The organism is Bradyrhizobium sp. CCGUVB1N3, from assembly GCF_024199925.1.
GTDB lineage: Bacteria > Pseudomonadota > Alphaproteobacteria > Rhizobiales > Xanthobacteraceae > Bradyrhizobium.
In genome coordinates this window covers 6383242-6398928 of the sequence record NZ_JANADR010000001.1, presented here as the reverse complement: position 1 = coordinate 6398928, position 15687 = coordinate 6383242, and the positions used below count along the sequence as shown (strand labels likewise).

The 15687-nt window shown below is 64.2% G+C and carries 15 protein-coding genes; 10 read left to right on the top strand and 5 right to left on the bottom strand.

What is annotated here, in order from left to right:
* The first annotated feature begins 132 nt into the window (after positions 1-132).
* Positions 133-1581: a TAXI family TRAP transporter solute-binding subunit gene (locus NLM33_RS30520; protein WP_254101717.1), complete on the top strand. Its 1449-nt coding sequence runs from the start codon at positions 133-135 to the stop codon at positions 1579-1581.
* Positions 1582-1686: 105 nt separating this feature from the next.
* Positions 1687-3234, top strand: a complete 1548-nt coding sequence (locus tag NLM33_RS30515; protein WP_254101715.1) for an alkaline phosphatase — start codon at positions 1687-1689, stop codon at positions 3232-3234.
* A 137-nt stretch (positions 3235-3371) separates the two neighbouring features.
* Here NLM33_RS30515 and NLM33_RS30510 read toward each other — a convergent pair whose 3' ends face one another.
* A complete protein-coding gene (locus NLM33_RS30510) occupies positions 3372-3779 on the bottom strand; it encodes a response regulator (RefSeq protein ID WP_254101713.1) in 408 nt (135 codons plus the stop codon).
* A gap of 162 nt (positions 3780-3941) precedes the next feature.
* On the opposite strand from NLM33_RS30510, the gene NLM33_RS30505 reads away from it, so the two are divergent.
* From NLM33_RS30505 to NLM33_RS30480, 6 genes are all read left to right on the top strand, one after another.
* Complete coding sequence (locus NLM33_RS30505) at positions 3942-4712, top strand: Crp/Fnr family transcriptional regulator (protein WP_254101711.1); 771 nt, start codon at positions 3942-3944, stop codon at positions 4710-4712.
* Between the two features lie 85 nt (positions 4713-4797).
* A complete protein-coding gene (locus NLM33_RS30500) occupies positions 4798-5514 on the top strand; it encodes a prolipoprotein diacylglyceryl transferase family protein (protein WP_254101709.1) in 717 nt (238 codons plus the stop codon).
* A complete protein-coding gene (locus NLM33_RS30495; protein ID WP_254101707.1) occupies positions 5495-6940 on the top strand; it encodes a radical SAM protein in 1446 nt (481 codons plus the stop codon). Before NLM33_RS30500 ends, NLM33_RS30495 begins: the two co-directional genes overlap by 20 nt.
* Positions 6937-7197 (top strand): hypothetical protein, encoded by a 261-nt coding sequence (locus NLM33_RS30490; RefSeq protein ID WP_254101705.1) that lies wholly within the window; start codon positions 6937-6939, stop codon positions 7195-7197. Before NLM33_RS30495 ends, NLM33_RS30490 begins: the two co-directional genes overlap by 4 nt.
* 423 nt (positions 7198-7620) lie before the next feature.
* Positions 7621-9447, top strand: coding sequence for a translational GTPase TypA (typA, locus tag NLM33_RS30485; protein WP_254101703.1), 1827 nt, complete (start codon positions 7621-7623; stop codon positions 9445-9447).
* A 200-nt stretch (positions 9448-9647) separates the two neighbouring features.
* Positions 9648-10895 carry an NAD(P)/FAD-dependent oxidoreductase gene (locus tag NLM33_RS30480; RefSeq protein WP_254101701.1) on the top strand — a complete coding sequence of 416 codons (1248 nt, stop codon included), beginning with the start codon at positions 9648-9650 and terminating at the stop codon, positions 10893-10895.
* A gap of 196 nt (positions 10896-11091) precedes the next feature.
* On the opposite strand, the gene NLM33_RS30475 is transcribed toward NLM33_RS30480, so the two are convergent.
* Genes NLM33_RS30475 through NLM33_RS30460 form a run of 4 tightly spaced genes read right to left on the bottom strand, consistent with a single transcriptional unit; the run spans position 11092 to position 14184 of the window.
* Complete coding sequence (locus tag NLM33_RS30475) at positions 11092-11502, bottom strand: thiol-disulfide oxidoreductase DCC family protein (protein ID WP_254101699.1); 411 nt, start codon at positions 11500-11502, stop codon at positions 11092-11094.
* A complete protein-coding gene (locus NLM33_RS30470; protein ID WP_254101697.1) occupies positions 11499-12824 on the bottom strand; it encodes an SDR family oxidoreductase in 1326 nt (441 codons plus the stop codon). Before NLM33_RS30470 ends, NLM33_RS30475 begins: the two co-directional genes overlap by 4 nt.
* A gap of 8 nt (positions 12825-12832) precedes the next feature.
* Entirely contained in the window at positions 12833-13300 is a 468-nt protein-coding gene (locus tag NLM33_RS30465) for a DUF2269 domain-containing protein (RefSeq protein WP_254101695.1), read from the bottom strand.
* On the bottom strand, positions 13297-14184 hold the full coding sequence (locus tag NLM33_RS30460) for a S9 family peptidase (RefSeq protein ID WP_254101693.1): 888 nt from the start codon (positions 14182-14184) through the stop codon (positions 13297-13299). The genes NLM33_RS30465 and NLM33_RS30460 overlap by 4 nt, the downstream gene beginning before the upstream one ends.
* A 267-nt stretch (positions 14185-14451) precedes the next feature.
* Here NLM33_RS30460 and NLM33_RS30455 point away from each other — a divergent pair, with 267 nt between their 5' ends.
* Together NLM33_RS30455 and ppa are read left to right on the top strand one after the other, a co-directional pair.
* A complete protein-coding gene (locus NLM33_RS30455) occupies positions 14452-14961 on the top strand; it encodes a GNAT family N-acetyltransferase (protein WP_254101691.1) in 510 nt (169 codons plus the stop codon).
* Positions 14962-15130: 169 nt separating this feature from the next.
* Positions 15131-15664 (top strand): inorganic diphosphatase, encoded by a 534-nt coding sequence (gene ppa, locus NLM33_RS30450; protein WP_254101688.1) that lies wholly within the window; start codon positions 15131-15133, stop codon positions 15662-15664.
* Positions 15665-15687 lie beyond the last annotated feature (23 nt).

Genomic DNA, 15687 nt, shown 5'->3' with positions numbered 1-15687 from the left:
GGAACTTTACCCTAACACCGTGCTGACACCCGGGTTCATACAGGGTTGTCCTCCATCCGCTAACCATGACGCAGTTGTAACCCTGACGGGCAAGAAATTTGCTACAATTGCGGGCCTAATAACCAGGCCAAGATGAAGCCGAGCCTGAAGCGCCTGTATGGGAGATCGATGACCGGGGACCTCGACCTGGCCGAAACACCCACACCGACGTCGCCCCGATCGGCGGCGCGGAAGACCATGCTCGTTTCGCTCGCGTTCGTGCTCGCCATCGTCGGCGCGCTCGTCGGCGGCTATTATTTCGCTATGCGCCCGGTGACGCTGAAGGTCGCCGTTGGCCCGGCCAACAGCGACGACGTCAAGGTCGTGCAGGCGCTGACCCAAGCCTTCGTCCAGAGCAAGGGCTATGTCCGGCTGCGTCCGGTCCAGACCGACGGCGCCACCGCAAGCGCCGAGGCGCTCGCCGAGAACAAGGTCGACCTCGCCATCATCCGCGGCGATCTCGACGTGCCGAAGAACGCCCAGGCCGTCGCCACCCTGCGCAAGAACGTCGTCGTGCTGTGGGTCCCACCGGCCGGCAAGGGCAAGAAGAAGGGCGCCAAGATCACCAAGATCGCGCAGCTCGCCGGTCATCGCATCGGCGTGGTCGGCCGCACCCAGGCCAACGTCAATCTCCTCAAGGTGATCCTCCAACAATATGGCGTCGATCCGGCCAAGGTGGAGATCGTGCAATTCCCGGCCAATGAAGCCGCCGAAGCGATCCGCACCCAGAAGGCCGACGTCTATCTCGCGGCCGGCCCCGTCAACAGCAAGATCACCGCGGATGCGATCGCCGCCTCCACCAAGGACGGCGGCACGCCGACCTTCCTCGCGATCGATTCGGCCGACGCCATCGCGCAGAACCATCCGGTCTATGAAGCCGCCGAGATCCCCGCCGGCACCTTTGGCGGCTCGCCCGACCGACCCGATGACGAGGTCAAGACGATCAGCTTCGCCCACCACATCGTGGCGCGCAAAGGCCTGTCGGAAACCACCGTCGCCGCCTTCACCCGGCAGCTCTTCGCGATACGCCAGCAGCTGGTGACGGAATTCCCGCTGGCGGCGAAGATCGAGACGCCCGACACCGACAAGGACGCCGTGATCCCGGTACATCCGGGCGCGGCCGCCTTCGTCGACGGCGAGGAAAAGACCTTCCTCGACAGATACAGCGACTACATCTGGTGGAGCCTGATGGCGCTCTCGGCGATGGGCTCGATCGGCGCCTGGTTCGCCGGCTATCTGAAGAAGGACGAGCGCGACAACAACAGCCATCTGCGCGAGCGGCTGCTGGACATGATCGCGGCGGCACGGCGCTCGGAGACCGTCGACGAGCTCGACCAGATGCAAGGCGAGGCCGACGACATCCTGCGCGACACGCTGCGGTGCTTCGACCACGGCGCCATCGAGGAAGGCGCGCTGACGGCCTTCAACATCGCGCTGGAGCAGTTCCACACCGCGATCGCCGATCGCAAGGCGGTTCTGCTCAGCCTGCCGCAGAACCTGCAGCGCGCAGGCGCCCAATTCCGCGCCGCCGGCAACGCCTAATTGCCCGCGCGCGTAATCGCTGCGTCACATTGTCTCAATATAGCGTTGGCTTCGCAGTGACGGCTGCCTCCGCAGTCGTCCCGACCGATCTCGAGACGATTCCCCATGAAAATCAAATTCTCCCGCCGCCAATTCCTCTCCACCAGCGCCGGTGCGCTCGGCGCGATCGCGATGCCCTATGTGTCGCGCGCGGCCGACCGGCCCGTGATCACCCACGGCGTGCAGTCCGGTGACGTCACGGTCGACGGTGGCGTGGTCTGGGCGCGCGCGGATCGTCCCTCGCAGATGCTGGTCGAGGTGGCGACAACCGATAGCTTCAAGAATGCCCGCGCGCTGCCGCCGATCGCGGCGCTGCCCGAGAGCGATTTCACAGCGAAGATGCTGGTCGAAAATCTGCCCGGCGGTCAGGACATCTTCTACCGCGTCCGCTTCCGCGACCTCTCCCATACCGCGGTCGAGAGCGAGCCGGTGGTCGGCCGCTTCCGCACCGCGCCCACTGACCGCCGCGACGTCAGCTTCGTCTGGGGCGGCGACGTTGCCGGCCAGGGCTGGGGCATCAACCCCGATGACGGCGGCATGTTCACCTTCTCGGCCATGCACAAGCACCGCCCGGACTTCTTCCTGCATTCCGGCGACACGATCTATGCCGACGGCGTGATCCCCTCCGAGGTGAAGCTTGCCGACGGCAAGACCTGGAAGAACGTCACCATCCCCGAGAAGGCCAAGGTCGCCGAGACGCTCGATGAGTTCCGCGCCGCGCACAAATATAATTTCACCGACGACAATGTCCGCGCCTTCAATGCCGAGGTGCCGATCTTCGTGCAATGGGACGACCACGAGGTGACCAACAACTGGTCGGCCTCGAAGGATCTGCCCGCCGCCTACAAGGAGCGCAACATCACCTTGCTCGCCGCCCGCGCGGCGCGCGCCTTCCATGAGATGTATCCGATGCGCGAGAGCATCGTGGAGCCGGGCCGGGTCTATCGCCAGATCTCCTACGGCCCGCATCTCGACGTCTTCATGCTGGACGAGCGCAGCTATCGCGGCCCCAACGGACCGAACCTGGAAACGGAATACGGCCCCGCATCCTATTTCCTCGGCCCGGACCAGATGGCCTGGCTGAAGCGCGGCCTGCTCAACTCGCGTGCGACCTGGAGGGTGATCGCCTCCGACATGCCGCTCAGCATCCTGGTTTACGACGATGCTGCGAACAAGAAGGGGTCGGAAGCCTTCGCGCAAGGCGACGGCCCGGTGCGCGGGAGAGAGTTCGAGATCGCCGACCTCCTGCGCTTCATCAAGATGGCGCCGATCAGGAACACGGTGTGGCTGACCGCCGACGTGCACTATACGGCTGCGAACTATTACAATCCGGACAAGGCGCAGTTCCAGGAGTTCGAGCCGTTCTGGGAATTCGTCTCGGGCCCCTTGCATGCCGGAACGTTCGGACCGGGTGAGATGGACAACACGTTTGGACCCGAGGTGCGTTTCGTCAAGGCGCCCGGCCTCGACAAGCAGAACCTGCCGCCATCCGCCGGCATGCAGTTCTTCGGTCATGTCAAGATCGACGGCGCCAGCGGCCAGATGACGGTGACATTGCGCGACCGCGCCGACGTCGCGCTGTGGTCGACCACGCTCGATCCGAAGCTTGCCTAAAGCATGATCCGGAAAAGTGTGAAGCGGTTTTCCCTCGCGACAAACGCGGAACGCGTTTGCGCGGAGATCATGCGCAAACAACAACCTGATGCGCGATGACGATTCATCCTGATCTCATCGCGCTTTAGAACCCACTGCTACCTGGAGGCCCGCGCGCGCAGCGCGGCCTCCAAGGCATCACTCGAGCAGGGCTTTTGCAATCGCGGTACGCCGGCGAACTCAGGCGGAATCCGCGTCTCGGCACCGTAGCCGGTGACGAAGACGAACGGGATTTTCAGCGCAACCAGGCGCTCGGCGATCGCAAAGCTCTTTTCACGCACCAACTCGACATCAAGCAGCGCGAAGTCGGGCATGCGGTCGATGATCGCATCCAGCGCACGCACGACCGAAGCAACGGTACGCACGTGCTTCACGCCGAAGCCGAGCAGGCGGTCCTCGAAATCGATCGCGATGATGGGATCGTCCTCAACGATCAGCACGTCGTCGGGGACATCACTGCCGTCGAATGAGGGGCGTTGCATGATCTCGTCGATTGAGGGCTGCATGATCTTCCAATCAGGACGGGGCCTCGAACCCGATACCTGCGCCCCCGCATCGGTGTTCCAGGAACGAAACGCACCACATCACCGTTTCCCCGTCTGTCCACATGTGCACACAAGCGGCGGGCGGAACCAGCTAATGTCGAGGGGGGATCGGAGAGCGTTGGGATGGATGCGCGAAGCAGCAAGACAACCGAGATTGCGAGCCGGCCCTACAACAATCTGCTGCGGCGATTGAACCAGGCCGACTACGCGCTGATCGCGCCGCATCTGACGACCGAGGCGACATCGGCGAACGAGCTGCTCTACAATCCCGGCGACGACGTCCAGGTCGTGCACTTTCCCTGCGGGCCATCGCTTGCGACCTTTCTCGTTCCCAATGAGGACGGCCGCGACGTCGAGACCATTCTGGTCGGCCGCGAGGGCGCCGTCGGCGGCATCGTCAGCGAGGGCTATCTGCCGGCCTATACGCGGATCGTCGTGAAGTTCGGCGGTCCCTTCGTGCGCATCCATGTCGGCAAGCTCGAGGCCGCCAAGCGAAGCTCGCCGTCGCTGCGCAACATCTTTGCGCGTTACGCCGATTGCATGCTGGCGCAGATCTTCCAGTCGACGGCCTGCAACGCCATCCACTCGATCGAGCAGCGAACTGCCAAATGGATTTTGGCCGCGATGGAGCGGATCGAAGGCAACGACAGCGTGCCGCTCACCCACGAGCAGCTCGCGACCCTGCTCGGCGTCGGGCGCAGCTATGCCAGCCGCGTCATCCAGTCGTTCAAGGCGCAAGACCTGATCGAGACGCGGCGCGGCTCGATCCTGGTGCGCAACCGCGACGGCCTGAAATCGCGGGCCTGCCTGTGCAACGAGGCGGTAAAGGACCATTTCGAGGAGGTGCTGCGCGGGGTCTACCCGACAGAGGAAGCGGATAGCGGCCCGGGATAATCTTCCTTCTCCCCTTGCAAGGGGAGAGGGCACAGCAACGCGTAGCGCGTTCTGTTGACCATTTATCGTGCTATATTCGCCTCACATGAGCGGGGCTTTCCTTCACACCATCTTCGATATCGCGGCATGGCTGGTGGCGGGCGCCGCGGGTTACTGGCTGTCGCGACGCGGCCTGCGTTTTCCCTCGCAATCCTTCGAGCTGACCTACATCGCCGCGCTGGTGTTCGGCGCGGGTCTCGGTGCCTATCTGTTCGGCACACTGAACCTGTGGCTCTCGGGCGAGAGCGGCATCGCACGCTCGGTCGAGGGCGCACTTGCGGGCGGGATCGTCGCGATCGAGTTCTACAAATGGACTGCCGGCATTTCTTTGCGCACCGGCGCGCGCTTTGCTCTACCGCTGGCACTCGGTATCGCGGTCGGCAGGCTCGGCTGCTACTACGCGGGACTTGACGATTTCACCTATGGCACGCCGACGACGCTGCCCTTCGGCCATGATTTCGGCGACGGCATCTTGCGCCATCCCGTGCAGCTCTATGAAAGCGCCGCCATGGCGGCCTTTGCCGCCTTCTATGTCGCTGTCGTCCTGACCCGGAATGCGTTTGTGACCGTCAATGGCTTCTACCTCGTTCTCGTCTATTATGGGCTGCAGCGCTTCCTGTGGGAATTCCTCAAGCCCTATGGCGCGCTGATCGGCCCTCTCACGCTGTTCCACCTGCTGTCGCTCGTCATCCTCCTCTACGCCGCCGCCATGCTGGCGACGGCACCGAAAGTGAGCCCCGTGCATGAACGCGCCGTTGCGTAGGTCGCGCCCCTATGTTTTCTGGGGCCAGACCCAGTCGCTCTGCGAAACCTGCCTGAAGCTGGTACCGACCAAGATCCAGATCCTCGACAACGAGGTCTGGTACGAGAAGCGCTGCAGGGAGCACGGCGTGCAGTCGACGCTGGTCTCGACCGACGCGGCCTATTGGCGCCTGTGCAAGGACTTCATCAAGCCCGGTGACCGGCCGCTGCAATTCCAGCAACGTACCGAATTCGGCTGCCCCTATGATTGCGGGCTCTGTCCCGACCATGAGCAGCATTCTTGCCTGGCCCTGATCGAGATCACCGAGCACTGCAATCTGACCTGCCCGGTCTGCTTTGCCGAATCCTCGCCGGCGCGGATGCAATTCACGCCGCTGCCGACGATCGAGAAGATGCTGGATGCGCTGGTCGCGAGCGAAGGCGAGCCTGATCTCGTGCAGATATCCGGAGGCGAGCCGACGCTGCATCCGGATTTCTTCGCAATCCTCGATGCGGTCCGCGCTCGCCCGATCCGCCACGTCATGATCAACACCAATGGCCTCAGGATCGCCCGCGAAAAGGACTTTGTGGCGCGGCTCGCCGAGAACAGGCGCGGGCTCGAGGTCTATCTCCAGTTCGATTCATTGGAGCGCGACGCGCTGATCAATTTGCGCGGCGCCGACTTGCGAAAGATCCGGCAGCAGGCGCTGGAAAATCTCGAGCATTACGGCGTCTCGACCACGCTGGTCGCCACGATCAAGCGCGGCGTCAACGATCATGAGATCGGCGACATCGTCCGCCACGCGCTGACCTGGAAATGCGTCCGCGGCGTCACGCTGCAGCCGGTACAGGACGCCGGCCGCAACGAGAATTTCAACAAGGAGACCGACCGCATCATGCTGTCGGAGATCCGCAGGCGCGTGGTCGAGACCGGCGTGTTCGGCGACAAGGACATGATTCCGCTGCCCTGCAATCCCGAAAGCATCTCGATCGGCTACGGCCTGCGCAACGGCGAGAAAGTGCTGCCGCTGACCTCGCTGATCCCGCAGGAGCAATTGATCGCGGTGATGCCCAACACCATCAGCCCGGAAAAATATCCGGTACTGAAGGAGAAATTCATCGATCTGTTCTCGCTGTCGTCGGGCCCGCTCAACACCTCCGAGCGCGTCTGCGAATTGTTGTGCTGCCTGCCGAGCTTCGATGTGCCGCAAGGACTCACTTACGAGAACGTCTTCCGCGTCACCATCGTGCAATTCCTCGATCGCTTCAATTTCTGCGTCGGCAACGTCAAGCGAAGCTGCATCCATTTCGTGACCGAGAGCGGCGCGATCATTCCGTTCGACACCTACAACCTGTTCTACCGCAACGGCAAGATCGACGGCATCCGCGCCGCGCTCGCCGGGCAGACCTATCGGGAAGCAAGGCAGGGCGAGGAGGTACCGCGATGAGCGACGAGAGCACTCCGCCGCCCGAGCCGACGCCGTTGCCGCCTGCCCCTCCCGCGGCCTCCCCGCCACCGGAGCCGCGGAGCGGCTGCATGACCGCTTTCATGGCGGTCAGCGGCATCGTGCTGCTCTTCCCGGGCTTCTGCTTTCTTGCGTTCTCCGGCCAGGGCGTCCCGCTGGCACTGATTGGATTGGCCCTGATCGGAGCTGCGATCTTCCTCTTCATCCGCGCCGCGAGCCCGCCCAAGCCTCGGCAATAGCCGTCGCACATGAGCGACATTGAACCGCCAACACCTCCTCCCGGCGCGTAACTGCCACAGCGAAGTGGCTGCGCTACGGTCTTCATGGTGCTGTTCGGCCTCCCGATCAGGTTCGCCGGGGTGATGCTGATCCGGGCCGCCATCAAGGGGCGGAGCGCTTAAGGCCCGGGCCACCACCTAACCCCCGGGGATTCCCGGACAAAATTCAGTCAACCAACGTGCAAAGAACGCATTGTTTTTTGGCGTTTTTTGCCTATATTGCGCTGCAAACGCATTGAGGTGCCCGGCGCGCTAGGCCGGGCTTCCTTTTTGGGCCGAAAGCGCCCCGTTTTTATCAGGTTTGAAGCGTTGTTTCGAAAAGAGGTCCCGGTCTGACCGGCGAGATCGCGCTAACCCATTGTTCGACCGCAAAGAAGCTCACTCATGAACCTTCGTAACGTCGCCATCATCGCCCACGTCGACCACGGCAAGACGACCCTCGTCGACCGTCTCCTCCAGCAATCCGGCACCTTCCGCGAGAACCAGAAGGTGGCCGAGCGCGCCATGGACTCCAACGATCTGGAGCGCGAGCGCGGCATCACCATCCTGGCCAAGGCGGCCTCGGTGCAGTGGAAGGACACCCGCGTCAACATCGTCGACACCCCCGGCCACGCCGATTTCGGCGGCGAGGTCGAGCGCATCCTCAACATGGTGGACGGCGCGCTGGTGCTGGTCGACGCCGCCGAGGGCCCGCTGCCCCAGACCAAGTTCGTGGTCTCCAAGGCGCTCAAGGTCGGACTGAAGCCGATCGTCGTCATCAACAAGGTCGACCGTCCCGACGCGCGCCCGACCGAAGTCATCAACGAGGTGTTCGACCTGTTCGCCGCGCTCGATGCGAGCGAGGAGCAGCTCGACTTCCCGATTCTTTATGGATCGGCCAAGCAGGGCTGGATGGCCGAAAGCCCCGAGGGTCCGAAGGACAAGGGCATGGAGCCGCTGTTCGACCTGATCCTGCGCCACGTCGCGGCGCCGAAGGTCGAGGAAGGCCCGTTCAAGATGATCGGCACCATCCTGGAGGCCAACCCCTATCTCGGCCGCATCATCACCGGCCGCATCTCATCCGGCATCCTCAAGCCGAACCAGCAGGTCAAGGTGCTCAACGCCGACGGCAAGCTGGTGGAGCAGGGCCGCATCACCAAGATCCTTGCGTTCCGCGGGCTCGAGCGCACGCCGCTCGATGAGGCCGAAGCCGGCGACATCGTCGCCATTGCCGGCCTGACCAAGGGCACCGTCGCCGACACCTTCTGCGATCCGACCGTCGAGGTGCCGCTGCCGGCGCAGCCGATCGATCCGCCGACCGTGTCGATGTCCTTCATCGTCAACAACTCCCCGCTCGCCGGCACCGAAGGCGACAAGGTCACGAGCCGCATGATCCGCGACCGTCTCTTGCGCGAAGCCGAGGGCAACGTCGCGCTGCGCGTGGTCGAGGCCGACGACAAGGATTCGATGGAAGTGTCGGGCCGCGGCGAATTGCAGCTCGCGATCCTGATCGAGACCATGCGCCGCGAGGGCTTTGAGCTCTCGGTGTCGCGTCCGCGCGTCGTGCTCCAGAAGGACGAGGCGACCGGCGCCACCATGGAGCCGATCGAGGAAGTCGTCATCGACGTCGATGAGGAGCATTCCGGCGTCGTCGTTCAGAAGATGAGCGAGCGCAAGGCCGAGCTCATCGAGATGAAACCCTCCGGCGGCAACCGCCTGCGCCTGGTGTTCTACGCACCGACCCGCGGCCTGATCGGCTATCAGGGCGAACTGCTCACCGATACCCGCGGCACCGCAATCATGAACCGCCTGTTCCACGGCTACGCGCCCTACAAGGGCGAGATCCAGGGCCGCCGCAACGGCGTCCTGATCTCCAACGACCAGGGCGACGCGGTGGCCTACGCCATGTTCAAGCTGGAAGACCGCGGTCCGATGATGATCGAGCCCGGCTGGAAGGTTTATCGCGGCATGATCGTCGGCGAGCACACCCGCGACAACGATCTCGAGATCAACGTGCTCAAGGGCAAGCAGCTCACCAACATCCGCACCACGTCCAAGGACGAAGCGGTGCGCCTGACCCCGCCGATCCGGATGACGCTGGAAAAGGCGCTCGCCTATATCGAGGACGACGAGCTCGTCGAGGTGACGCCGAAGTCGATCCGCCTGCGCAAGAAGCATCTCGATCCGAACGAGCGCAAGCGCGCGGAGAAGTCGAAGGAAGCGGTGGCGTAAGGCCCCGTCTCGTGCCCCGGACGCAGCGCAGCACGGAGTGATGCGCTGCTGAGCCGGGGCCCAGCACTTTTACCGCGCTCAATCGCTCCCGTGGGTCCCGGCTCTGCGCGGCAGCGTTGCACGCTGCAGCGCGTCCGGGACACGAGAGCTGCATATCTGTCCGGCTTCAGCACACCCAGCGAACGTGCTAGAGCCCACCCATGACCTCCCTCCCCTCCTCGGTCGACGTCGCGATCATCGGCGCTGGCGCCGCGGGCCTCGGCGCGGCGCATGCGCTGATGGATTCCGGGCTCTCGGTGATCGTGCTGGAGGCGCGCGACCGGCTCGGCGGCCGCGCCTGGACGGTGCAGGCCTCGCCCGAGGTAATCTTCGACGTCGGCTGCGGCTGGCTGCATTCGGCGGACAAGAACTCCTTCGTTCCGATCGCGCGGCAACTCGAATTCGAGATCAACAGGGATCTCCCGCCGTGGCGCGAGCGCGCCTATGGCAACGCCTTTCCGCAGGCCGAGCGCGACGATTTCATGCGCGCGATGGATGCGTTCTATGAGCGCCTCTGGGAAGCCGCCCAGAAAGGTGACGACGCTCCCGCGAATCAAAGCCTGGAGCCCGGCAATCGCTGGAATCCGATGATCGACGCGATCTCGACCTACATCAATGGCTGCGAGCTTGCGGAGATGTCGACGCTGGACTGGGACGCCTATGAGGACAGCAACCTCAACTGGCGCATCCGCCGCGGCTATGGCGCGCTGATCGCGGCTTATGGCGCGCCCTGCCCGGTGGCGCTGAACTGCAACGTCACGCTGATCGATCATTCGGCCAAGCGCATCCGCCTCGAAACCTCCCTCGGCACGCTCGATGCGGCAAAGGTGATCGTCACCGTGCCGACCAATCTGATCGCAGATGAAGCGATCCGCTTTTCACCCGCGCAGCCCGCCAAGCTCGATGCCGCGCGCGGCCTGCCGCTCGGTGTCGACGACAAGGTGACGCTGGCGCTCGCGGATGCCGAAGCCTTCCCCAAGGAAGCGAACTTGCGCGGCGCCACCATGCGCACCGCGATGGGCACCTATCATATCCGCCCGTTCGGTCAGCCCTGCATCGAAGGTTTCTTCGGCGGCAGCTTTGCGCGCGAACTGGAAGACGCCGGCGACGGCGCGATCGCCGCGGAGAGCATCGACGAGATCGCTGGCTTCCTCGGCAACGACATCCGCCGCAAGCTGAAGCCGCTGTACGAATCCCGCTGGGGGAAGGATCCGTTCGCGCGAGGCGCCTATTCCCATGCGCTGCCCGGCCACGCCGGCGACCGCGCCGTGCTGGCCGCGCCAGTCGATGGCCGTCTGTTCTTCGCAGGGGAAGCGACCTCGCCGAATTTCTTCACCACGGCGCACGGGGCACGGGACAGCGGCGAGCGGGCGGCGAAGGAAGTGCTGGCGTCGATGGCGAAACGTTGATCGGAGATCCCTATTACGACGTACCATCCTCAACGTCGTCCCGGCGAAAGCCGGGACCCATACCGCGTGATCTCTCGGCAAATTGCCGTCGTCGTACCGCGGATTAATCCCCTAACTACCAGTCTTCGCCAAACTTCGCCCTGTGGTTATGGGTCCCGGCCTTCGCCGGGACGACACCGAATTCGTAGCACCGCCGCTACTCTTCAATCACCCTTGCCCGCAAATCCGCGCCCGGCACGAAGCAGGCGTCGTACTTGCCGAAAATGCGGTAGCGGTTGCGCGCGACGAGATTGTAGACGGCGTTCCGCAGCGGTTTTGGCACGGCGAATAGCACGCGCACCCAGCTCCAGCCCGGGAGCTGAGACAGCACAGTCAGCGCGGCGTCCGATTTCATGAACACCTCGCCGCCGTGAACGACCGCGTTGGTGTCGGGATCATCGGGATCGATGCCGAAGGTCTCTGCGAGCTTCGTTCCATACTCCGACTGGATCGGCGTGAAGCGGAATCGTCTTGCCGTGTCGCGCGTCGCGACGAAGCGAATCCAGCGCGAGCAGAAGATGCAGACGCCGTCGAACAAGATCACGTCGTCATCAGGCCATTTACTCATCGATTGTCCAACATTAGCAGCGCGACCAACATCAGCACGATCGCCGGGCCCGTCTTCACCAGTGCCCCGAGCGGCTCGATCCAGAGGTCCGGCGTGAGGATCGCGGCGCCCGCCATGTAGCCGAGCGAGGCAACGATGCCCGCGACGAGCCCGATCGCTGCGGTGCGTCGGAACGCGATGAGCACGCCGATCGACATGTCCATCAGGCTGGTGCCGATGGTGATGGGATCGACCAGCGCGGGCGGGAAGCCGTGCGCGGTCAGGATGCCAGCCGCGGCACGGTAGGAGACGAACAGGGCGATGAAGCCCGAGACGATCCAGAACGCGACAAGGCTCGCGAAAACGAGCGCCTTGATAAGGAACAGCCGCGCGAACCATTTGTCCTGGATGGTGGCGGGATGGCGTCCGATCGTCTCTGCCAGCGTCATCGGCGCAATCCCGGTGGCCGCGATCCAATGCTGCGGGTCGCCCGTCACGCCGCGGCGCAGTTCGGCGATCGCGGTCGAGCGCATCGGCGGCATCCAGCCGAGCCGGCTGGCGAAATCGCCGAGCTTCGCCCCAACGTCGAGCAGGAATGCCGGCATCGCGAAATGCGGCCAACCGGCGATGCCGAAGCCGCTGCGGAATTGCTTGATGACACCGGCCATCGTGACCGGCTCCGTCTGCATCAAATCCCAACTCACGGCTTTCACGGTGGGATCGTCGATCTCGCGCGCCGCGAGCCAGGCGATCGTGGCGGCAATGTCGCAGGCCGCGACGGGCTGGAACGGCATCGCCATCTCCTTGGCCGGCAGGTCGAGCGGAAAGGCCGCGAGGGCGCGCAGCATGGCGCTGCCGCCATAGGCTGAAGTCGCGACCACGAAGCCGGGGCGCAGGATCGCATGCGGAATGCCGCTCGACCCGATCAGGCGTTCGGCCTCGCGCTTGGTCGTGGCAAAGGCGGTACGATCCTCGTTCGCCGCGCCGGGGATCGAGATGTGCACCAGCCTGATCGCGCGGCCGCTGGCGCCAATCGCCTGCAACAGGCGCGCGACGAAGTCGCGATGCACGGCATTGGTGTCGCTGCCGGGGCTGTCCTGGAGCACGCCCAGGCAATTCACGACCACATCGACCGCATGCTCGTTCAGAAGGCGCGTCAGCGCCGCCGCATCGAGGATGAGGATCGGCAGCTCGATGTCGAGCGCGCTCATCTTCTGCGCCGGCGACAGCTGTCGCGCCACGCCGATGACGCGAAAGCCGCGGGCGCGGAGATCGTCGGTCACGAACCGGCCGATCAGGCCGGAGGCTCCCAGCAGGAGAATATTGCGCACCACTTCCCTCATCGCGTCACTCAAAACGGCTTTGCGATCATCAGCCAGAGGATCAGCATCGTCGCACCGAAACCAGGGAAGCCGAAGGCGAACCAGCGGCGGTACAGCGTAAAATAGCGCGGCGGCAGGGCCACGCGCTGCTCGGCAGCCTTGCGCGCGAGATCGCGCATCTCGATCTGCATGAACACGACAGGCACCCAGAACAGCCCGGCGACGGCATAGAGCGCGAGGGAGACGAGCAGCCAGCGCTCCGTGATCGACGTCGCCGAGAGCATCATCAATAGTCCGCCCGTGACCGGCTGGAGAATGACGGCCGAGAGCGTGAACAGGGCGTCGGCAATCACCACGACCGAGGCCGTGCGCGCGATGAACTCGGCATCGTGGCTGCGATGCGCCATCAGCATGAAGAACGCGATCCCGCTGCCGGTGCCGAGAATGACGATGGCGCCGAGCACATGCAGAAATTTGACCAGGAAATACAGCGTCATGGCTTTTTGGCTGCGACCGGCTTTGGCGATTTCAGCGCGCGCTCGAGCTCGGCGCCGGCGGCTTTGACGCCGGCTTCGGTCTCGATCATCCAGTGGCCCTCGCTGCCCACGGCGGGCAGCGCGCGGAAATCGACCTTGCCACCACTGCTACGAAACGCATCGGCCAATTGTCGGGAAAATGCCGGCGCGAAATAGGTGTCGTTGGCCGCGACCAGCCAGGTGACCGGCACCCGCGCCGTCTTGCCGAATTCGCCTGCTGCCGCCAGAAGCGTATGCGGCGCGCAGATCTGGTTCGGGAAGTCGTTGGCGTGGCCGCCGCGCCCGGGTGCGAAGGCGATGATGGCGGCAACCGTCTTGGGGTCGGCATGGGCAAGCGCCAGCGCGCCCCAGCCGCCCGCCGAATGACCGACCACGACGGCGCCATCCTTGCGAACAAAATCCTGCGTCCGCTGGAATTCCAGTGCGCGCGAGATTTCCTCGGCGGTGGCGCGGCCCGAGCGCGCATAGTCCGCCTCGTCGCAGCCGCCCTGGTCCTCGACATAGCGGCCGCCGGTTGCGCCATGGCCGAGCCGTTCCGGCACCAGTACCGCGAAGCCGCGCGCGACCAGCAACGCGACCAGCGCACGATACTCCGGTTGCGGCATTTGCGCACGACGCAACACATTTTGCGTTGAGGCATGCGCGATTAGCGCGAGGCGGAACGGACCTTCGCCCGGCGGGCGGAAGAGCAATGCGCGCGCCGCGATGCCGGCGTCCGACGTGGGCACGCGCCAGTCTTGCCGGCGAAACGGTTCGCCTTCGGCGCCCGACGCCCCCAACGCGCTCTGTGCGCGTGCGGGCGTGGCGAGGACGAAAAGGGCAACGATGAGCGCAGAGAACCGCATAACTGCCGGCAGCAGGATTCGAACGACAAAGGCCAGACTAACTGGAACGAATCATCATGGGCGGACTTTTCTCGCGTTGCCACCATGCAGACCTTTGTCACAAAGCAGTTTTGCACCGGCACGCGGCAGGCCAATGCCGTTCAAGGCGGCACTCCTGTCCTCTTTCGGTACATCACGGCTCGGAAACTGATGCAGAAAGTCCACAGGTTAACCGATAATTAACGATGGCTCTTGCCGCCGGCCCGGCGACTTGGTTTGATCGCGCCCATGAGCACAACCCTGATCGAGGTCCGGCCGGCCAAAGCTGCTGACGCAGCCGCGGTGGCGTCTACCCATGACGAAGCCTGGCGCTCAGCCTATCAGGGCATCATCCCCGGCGCCGAGCTGGAAAAGCTGATCAATCGCCGCGGCCCGCAATGGTGGGACAGCGCGATCCGCAAGGGCAGCCGCGTCAGCGTGCTGGTGTTCGGCGACAAGATCGCCGGCTATGCGAATTACGGCCGTAACCGCGCCCGCAGCCTGCATTTCGACGGCGAAATCTACGAGCTTTATCTGCGTCCGGAATTCCAGGGGCTGGGCTTCGGCCGGCGCCTGTTCGCCGCAGCCCGCCGCGACCTGATGCAGAGCAATTTGAAGAGCATGGTGGTCTGGGCACTGTCCGACAACGATCCGGCGACGGAGTTTTACCGGGCGCTGGGAGGCCGCATGGTGGCGCGCTCCTCGGAGCGATTCGGACCTAAATCGCTCGACAAGGTCGCTTTCGCCTGGACCAATTGATCTGCCGTCGTTTGGTCGGCCGTTCTTCCTTCCGCTGATACCATTTGCGCCGGTAGAACCGGGGTTCATAATTGCGCGAAAAGTCGATGGATCGGCGGATCAAGCCCGCGTATGACAGCGCGAAATCGCTGCCGGGCGAGATCCCCTTTCGGCAAACACGGAGTCTTTTATGCGTATCGATGCGGTCTCGATCGGGACCAAAGCGCCAAACGAAGTCAACGTCATCATCGAAGTGCCGGTTGGCGGCGAGCCGATCAAGTATGAGATGGACAAGGAAGCCGGCACGCTGGTGGTCGACCGCTTCCTCTATACGCCGATGCGCTACCCCGGGAATTACGGCTTCATCCCGCACACGCTGTCGGATGACGGCGACCCCTGCGACGTCTTGATCGTCAACACCCGCGCCATCATCCCCGGCGCCGTCATGAGCGTGCGCCCGGTCGGCGTGCTGTTCATGGAGGACGAGGCCGGCGGCGACGAAAAGATTCTGGCGGTGCCGTCGTCAAAGCTCACGCAGCGCTACGACAAGGTCAAAGCCTATAGCGACCTGCCCGACATCACGCTGCAGCAGATCCAGCACTTCTTCGAGCACTATAAGGATCTCGAGCCGGGCAAATGGGTGAAAGTGCTGCGCTGGGGCGGCCCGGAGGACGCGCACAAGCTGATCCTCGAAGGCATCGAGCGCGCGAAGAAAGCGAAGTAGCATTCAGCGTGCGGGGCACGGGC

Excerpts from the sequence above, each read along its gene's own strand:
- NLM33_RS30500 (WP_254101709.1), top strand. The coding sequence starts at position 4,798 with ATGAGCGGGGCTTTCCTTCACACCATCTTCGATATCGCGGCATGGCTG.
- NLM33_RS30455 (WP_254101691.1), top strand. The coding sequence starts at position 14,452 with ATGAGCACAACCCTGATCGAGGTCCGGCCGGCCAAAGCTGCTGACGCA.
- NLM33_RS30460 (WP_254101693.1), bottom strand. The coding sequence starts at position 14,184 with ATGCGGTTCTCTGCGCTCATCGTTGCCCTTTTCGTCCTCGCCACGCCC.
- NLM33_RS30480 (WP_254101701.1), top strand. The coding sequence starts at position 9,648 with ATGACCTCCCTCCCCTCCTCGGTCGACGTCGCGATCATCGGCGCTGGC.
- NLM33_RS30465 (WP_254101695.1), bottom strand. The coding sequence starts at position 13,300 with ATGACGCTGTATTTCCTGGTCAAATTTCTGCATGTGCTCGGCGCCATC.
- ppa (WP_254101688.1), top strand. The coding sequence starts at position 15,131 with ATGCGTATCGATGCGGTCTCGATCGGGACCAAAGCGCCAAACGAAGTC.
- NLM33_RS30470 (WP_254101697.1), bottom strand. The coding sequence starts at position 12,824 with ATGAGGGAAGTGGTGCGCAATATTCTCCTGCTGGGAGCCTCCGGCCTG.
- NLM33_RS30490 (WP_254101705.1), top strand. The coding sequence starts at position 6,937 with ATGAGCGACGAGAGCACTCCGCCGCCCGAGCCGACGCCGTTGCCGCCT.
- NLM33_RS30515 (WP_254101715.1), top strand. The coding sequence starts at position 1,687 with ATGAAAATCAAATTCTCCCGCCGCCAATTCCTCTCCACCAGCGCCGGT.
- NLM33_RS30510 (WP_254101713.1), bottom strand. The coding sequence starts at position 3,779 with ATGCAGCCCTCAATCGACGAGATCATGCAACGCCCCTCATTCGACGGC.
- NLM33_RS30520 (WP_254101717.1), top strand. The coding sequence starts at position 133 with ATGAAGCCGAGCCTGAAGCGCCTGTATGGGAGATCGATGACCGGGGAC.
- NLM33_RS30495 (WP_254101707.1), top strand. The coding sequence starts at position 5,495 with ATGAACGCGCCGTTGCGTAGGTCGCGCCCCTATGTTTTCTGGGGCCAG.
- NLM33_RS30505 (WP_254101711.1), top strand. The coding sequence starts at position 3,942 with ATGGATGCGCGAAGCAGCAAGACAACCGAGATTGCGAGCCGGCCCTAC.
- typA (WP_254101703.1), top strand. The coding sequence starts at position 7,621 with ATGAACCTTCGTAACGTCGCCATCATCGCCCACGTCGACCACGGCAAG.
- NLM33_RS30475 (WP_254101699.1), bottom strand. The coding sequence starts at position 11,502 with ATGAGTAAATGGCCTGATGACGACGTGATCTTGTTCGACGGCGTCTGC.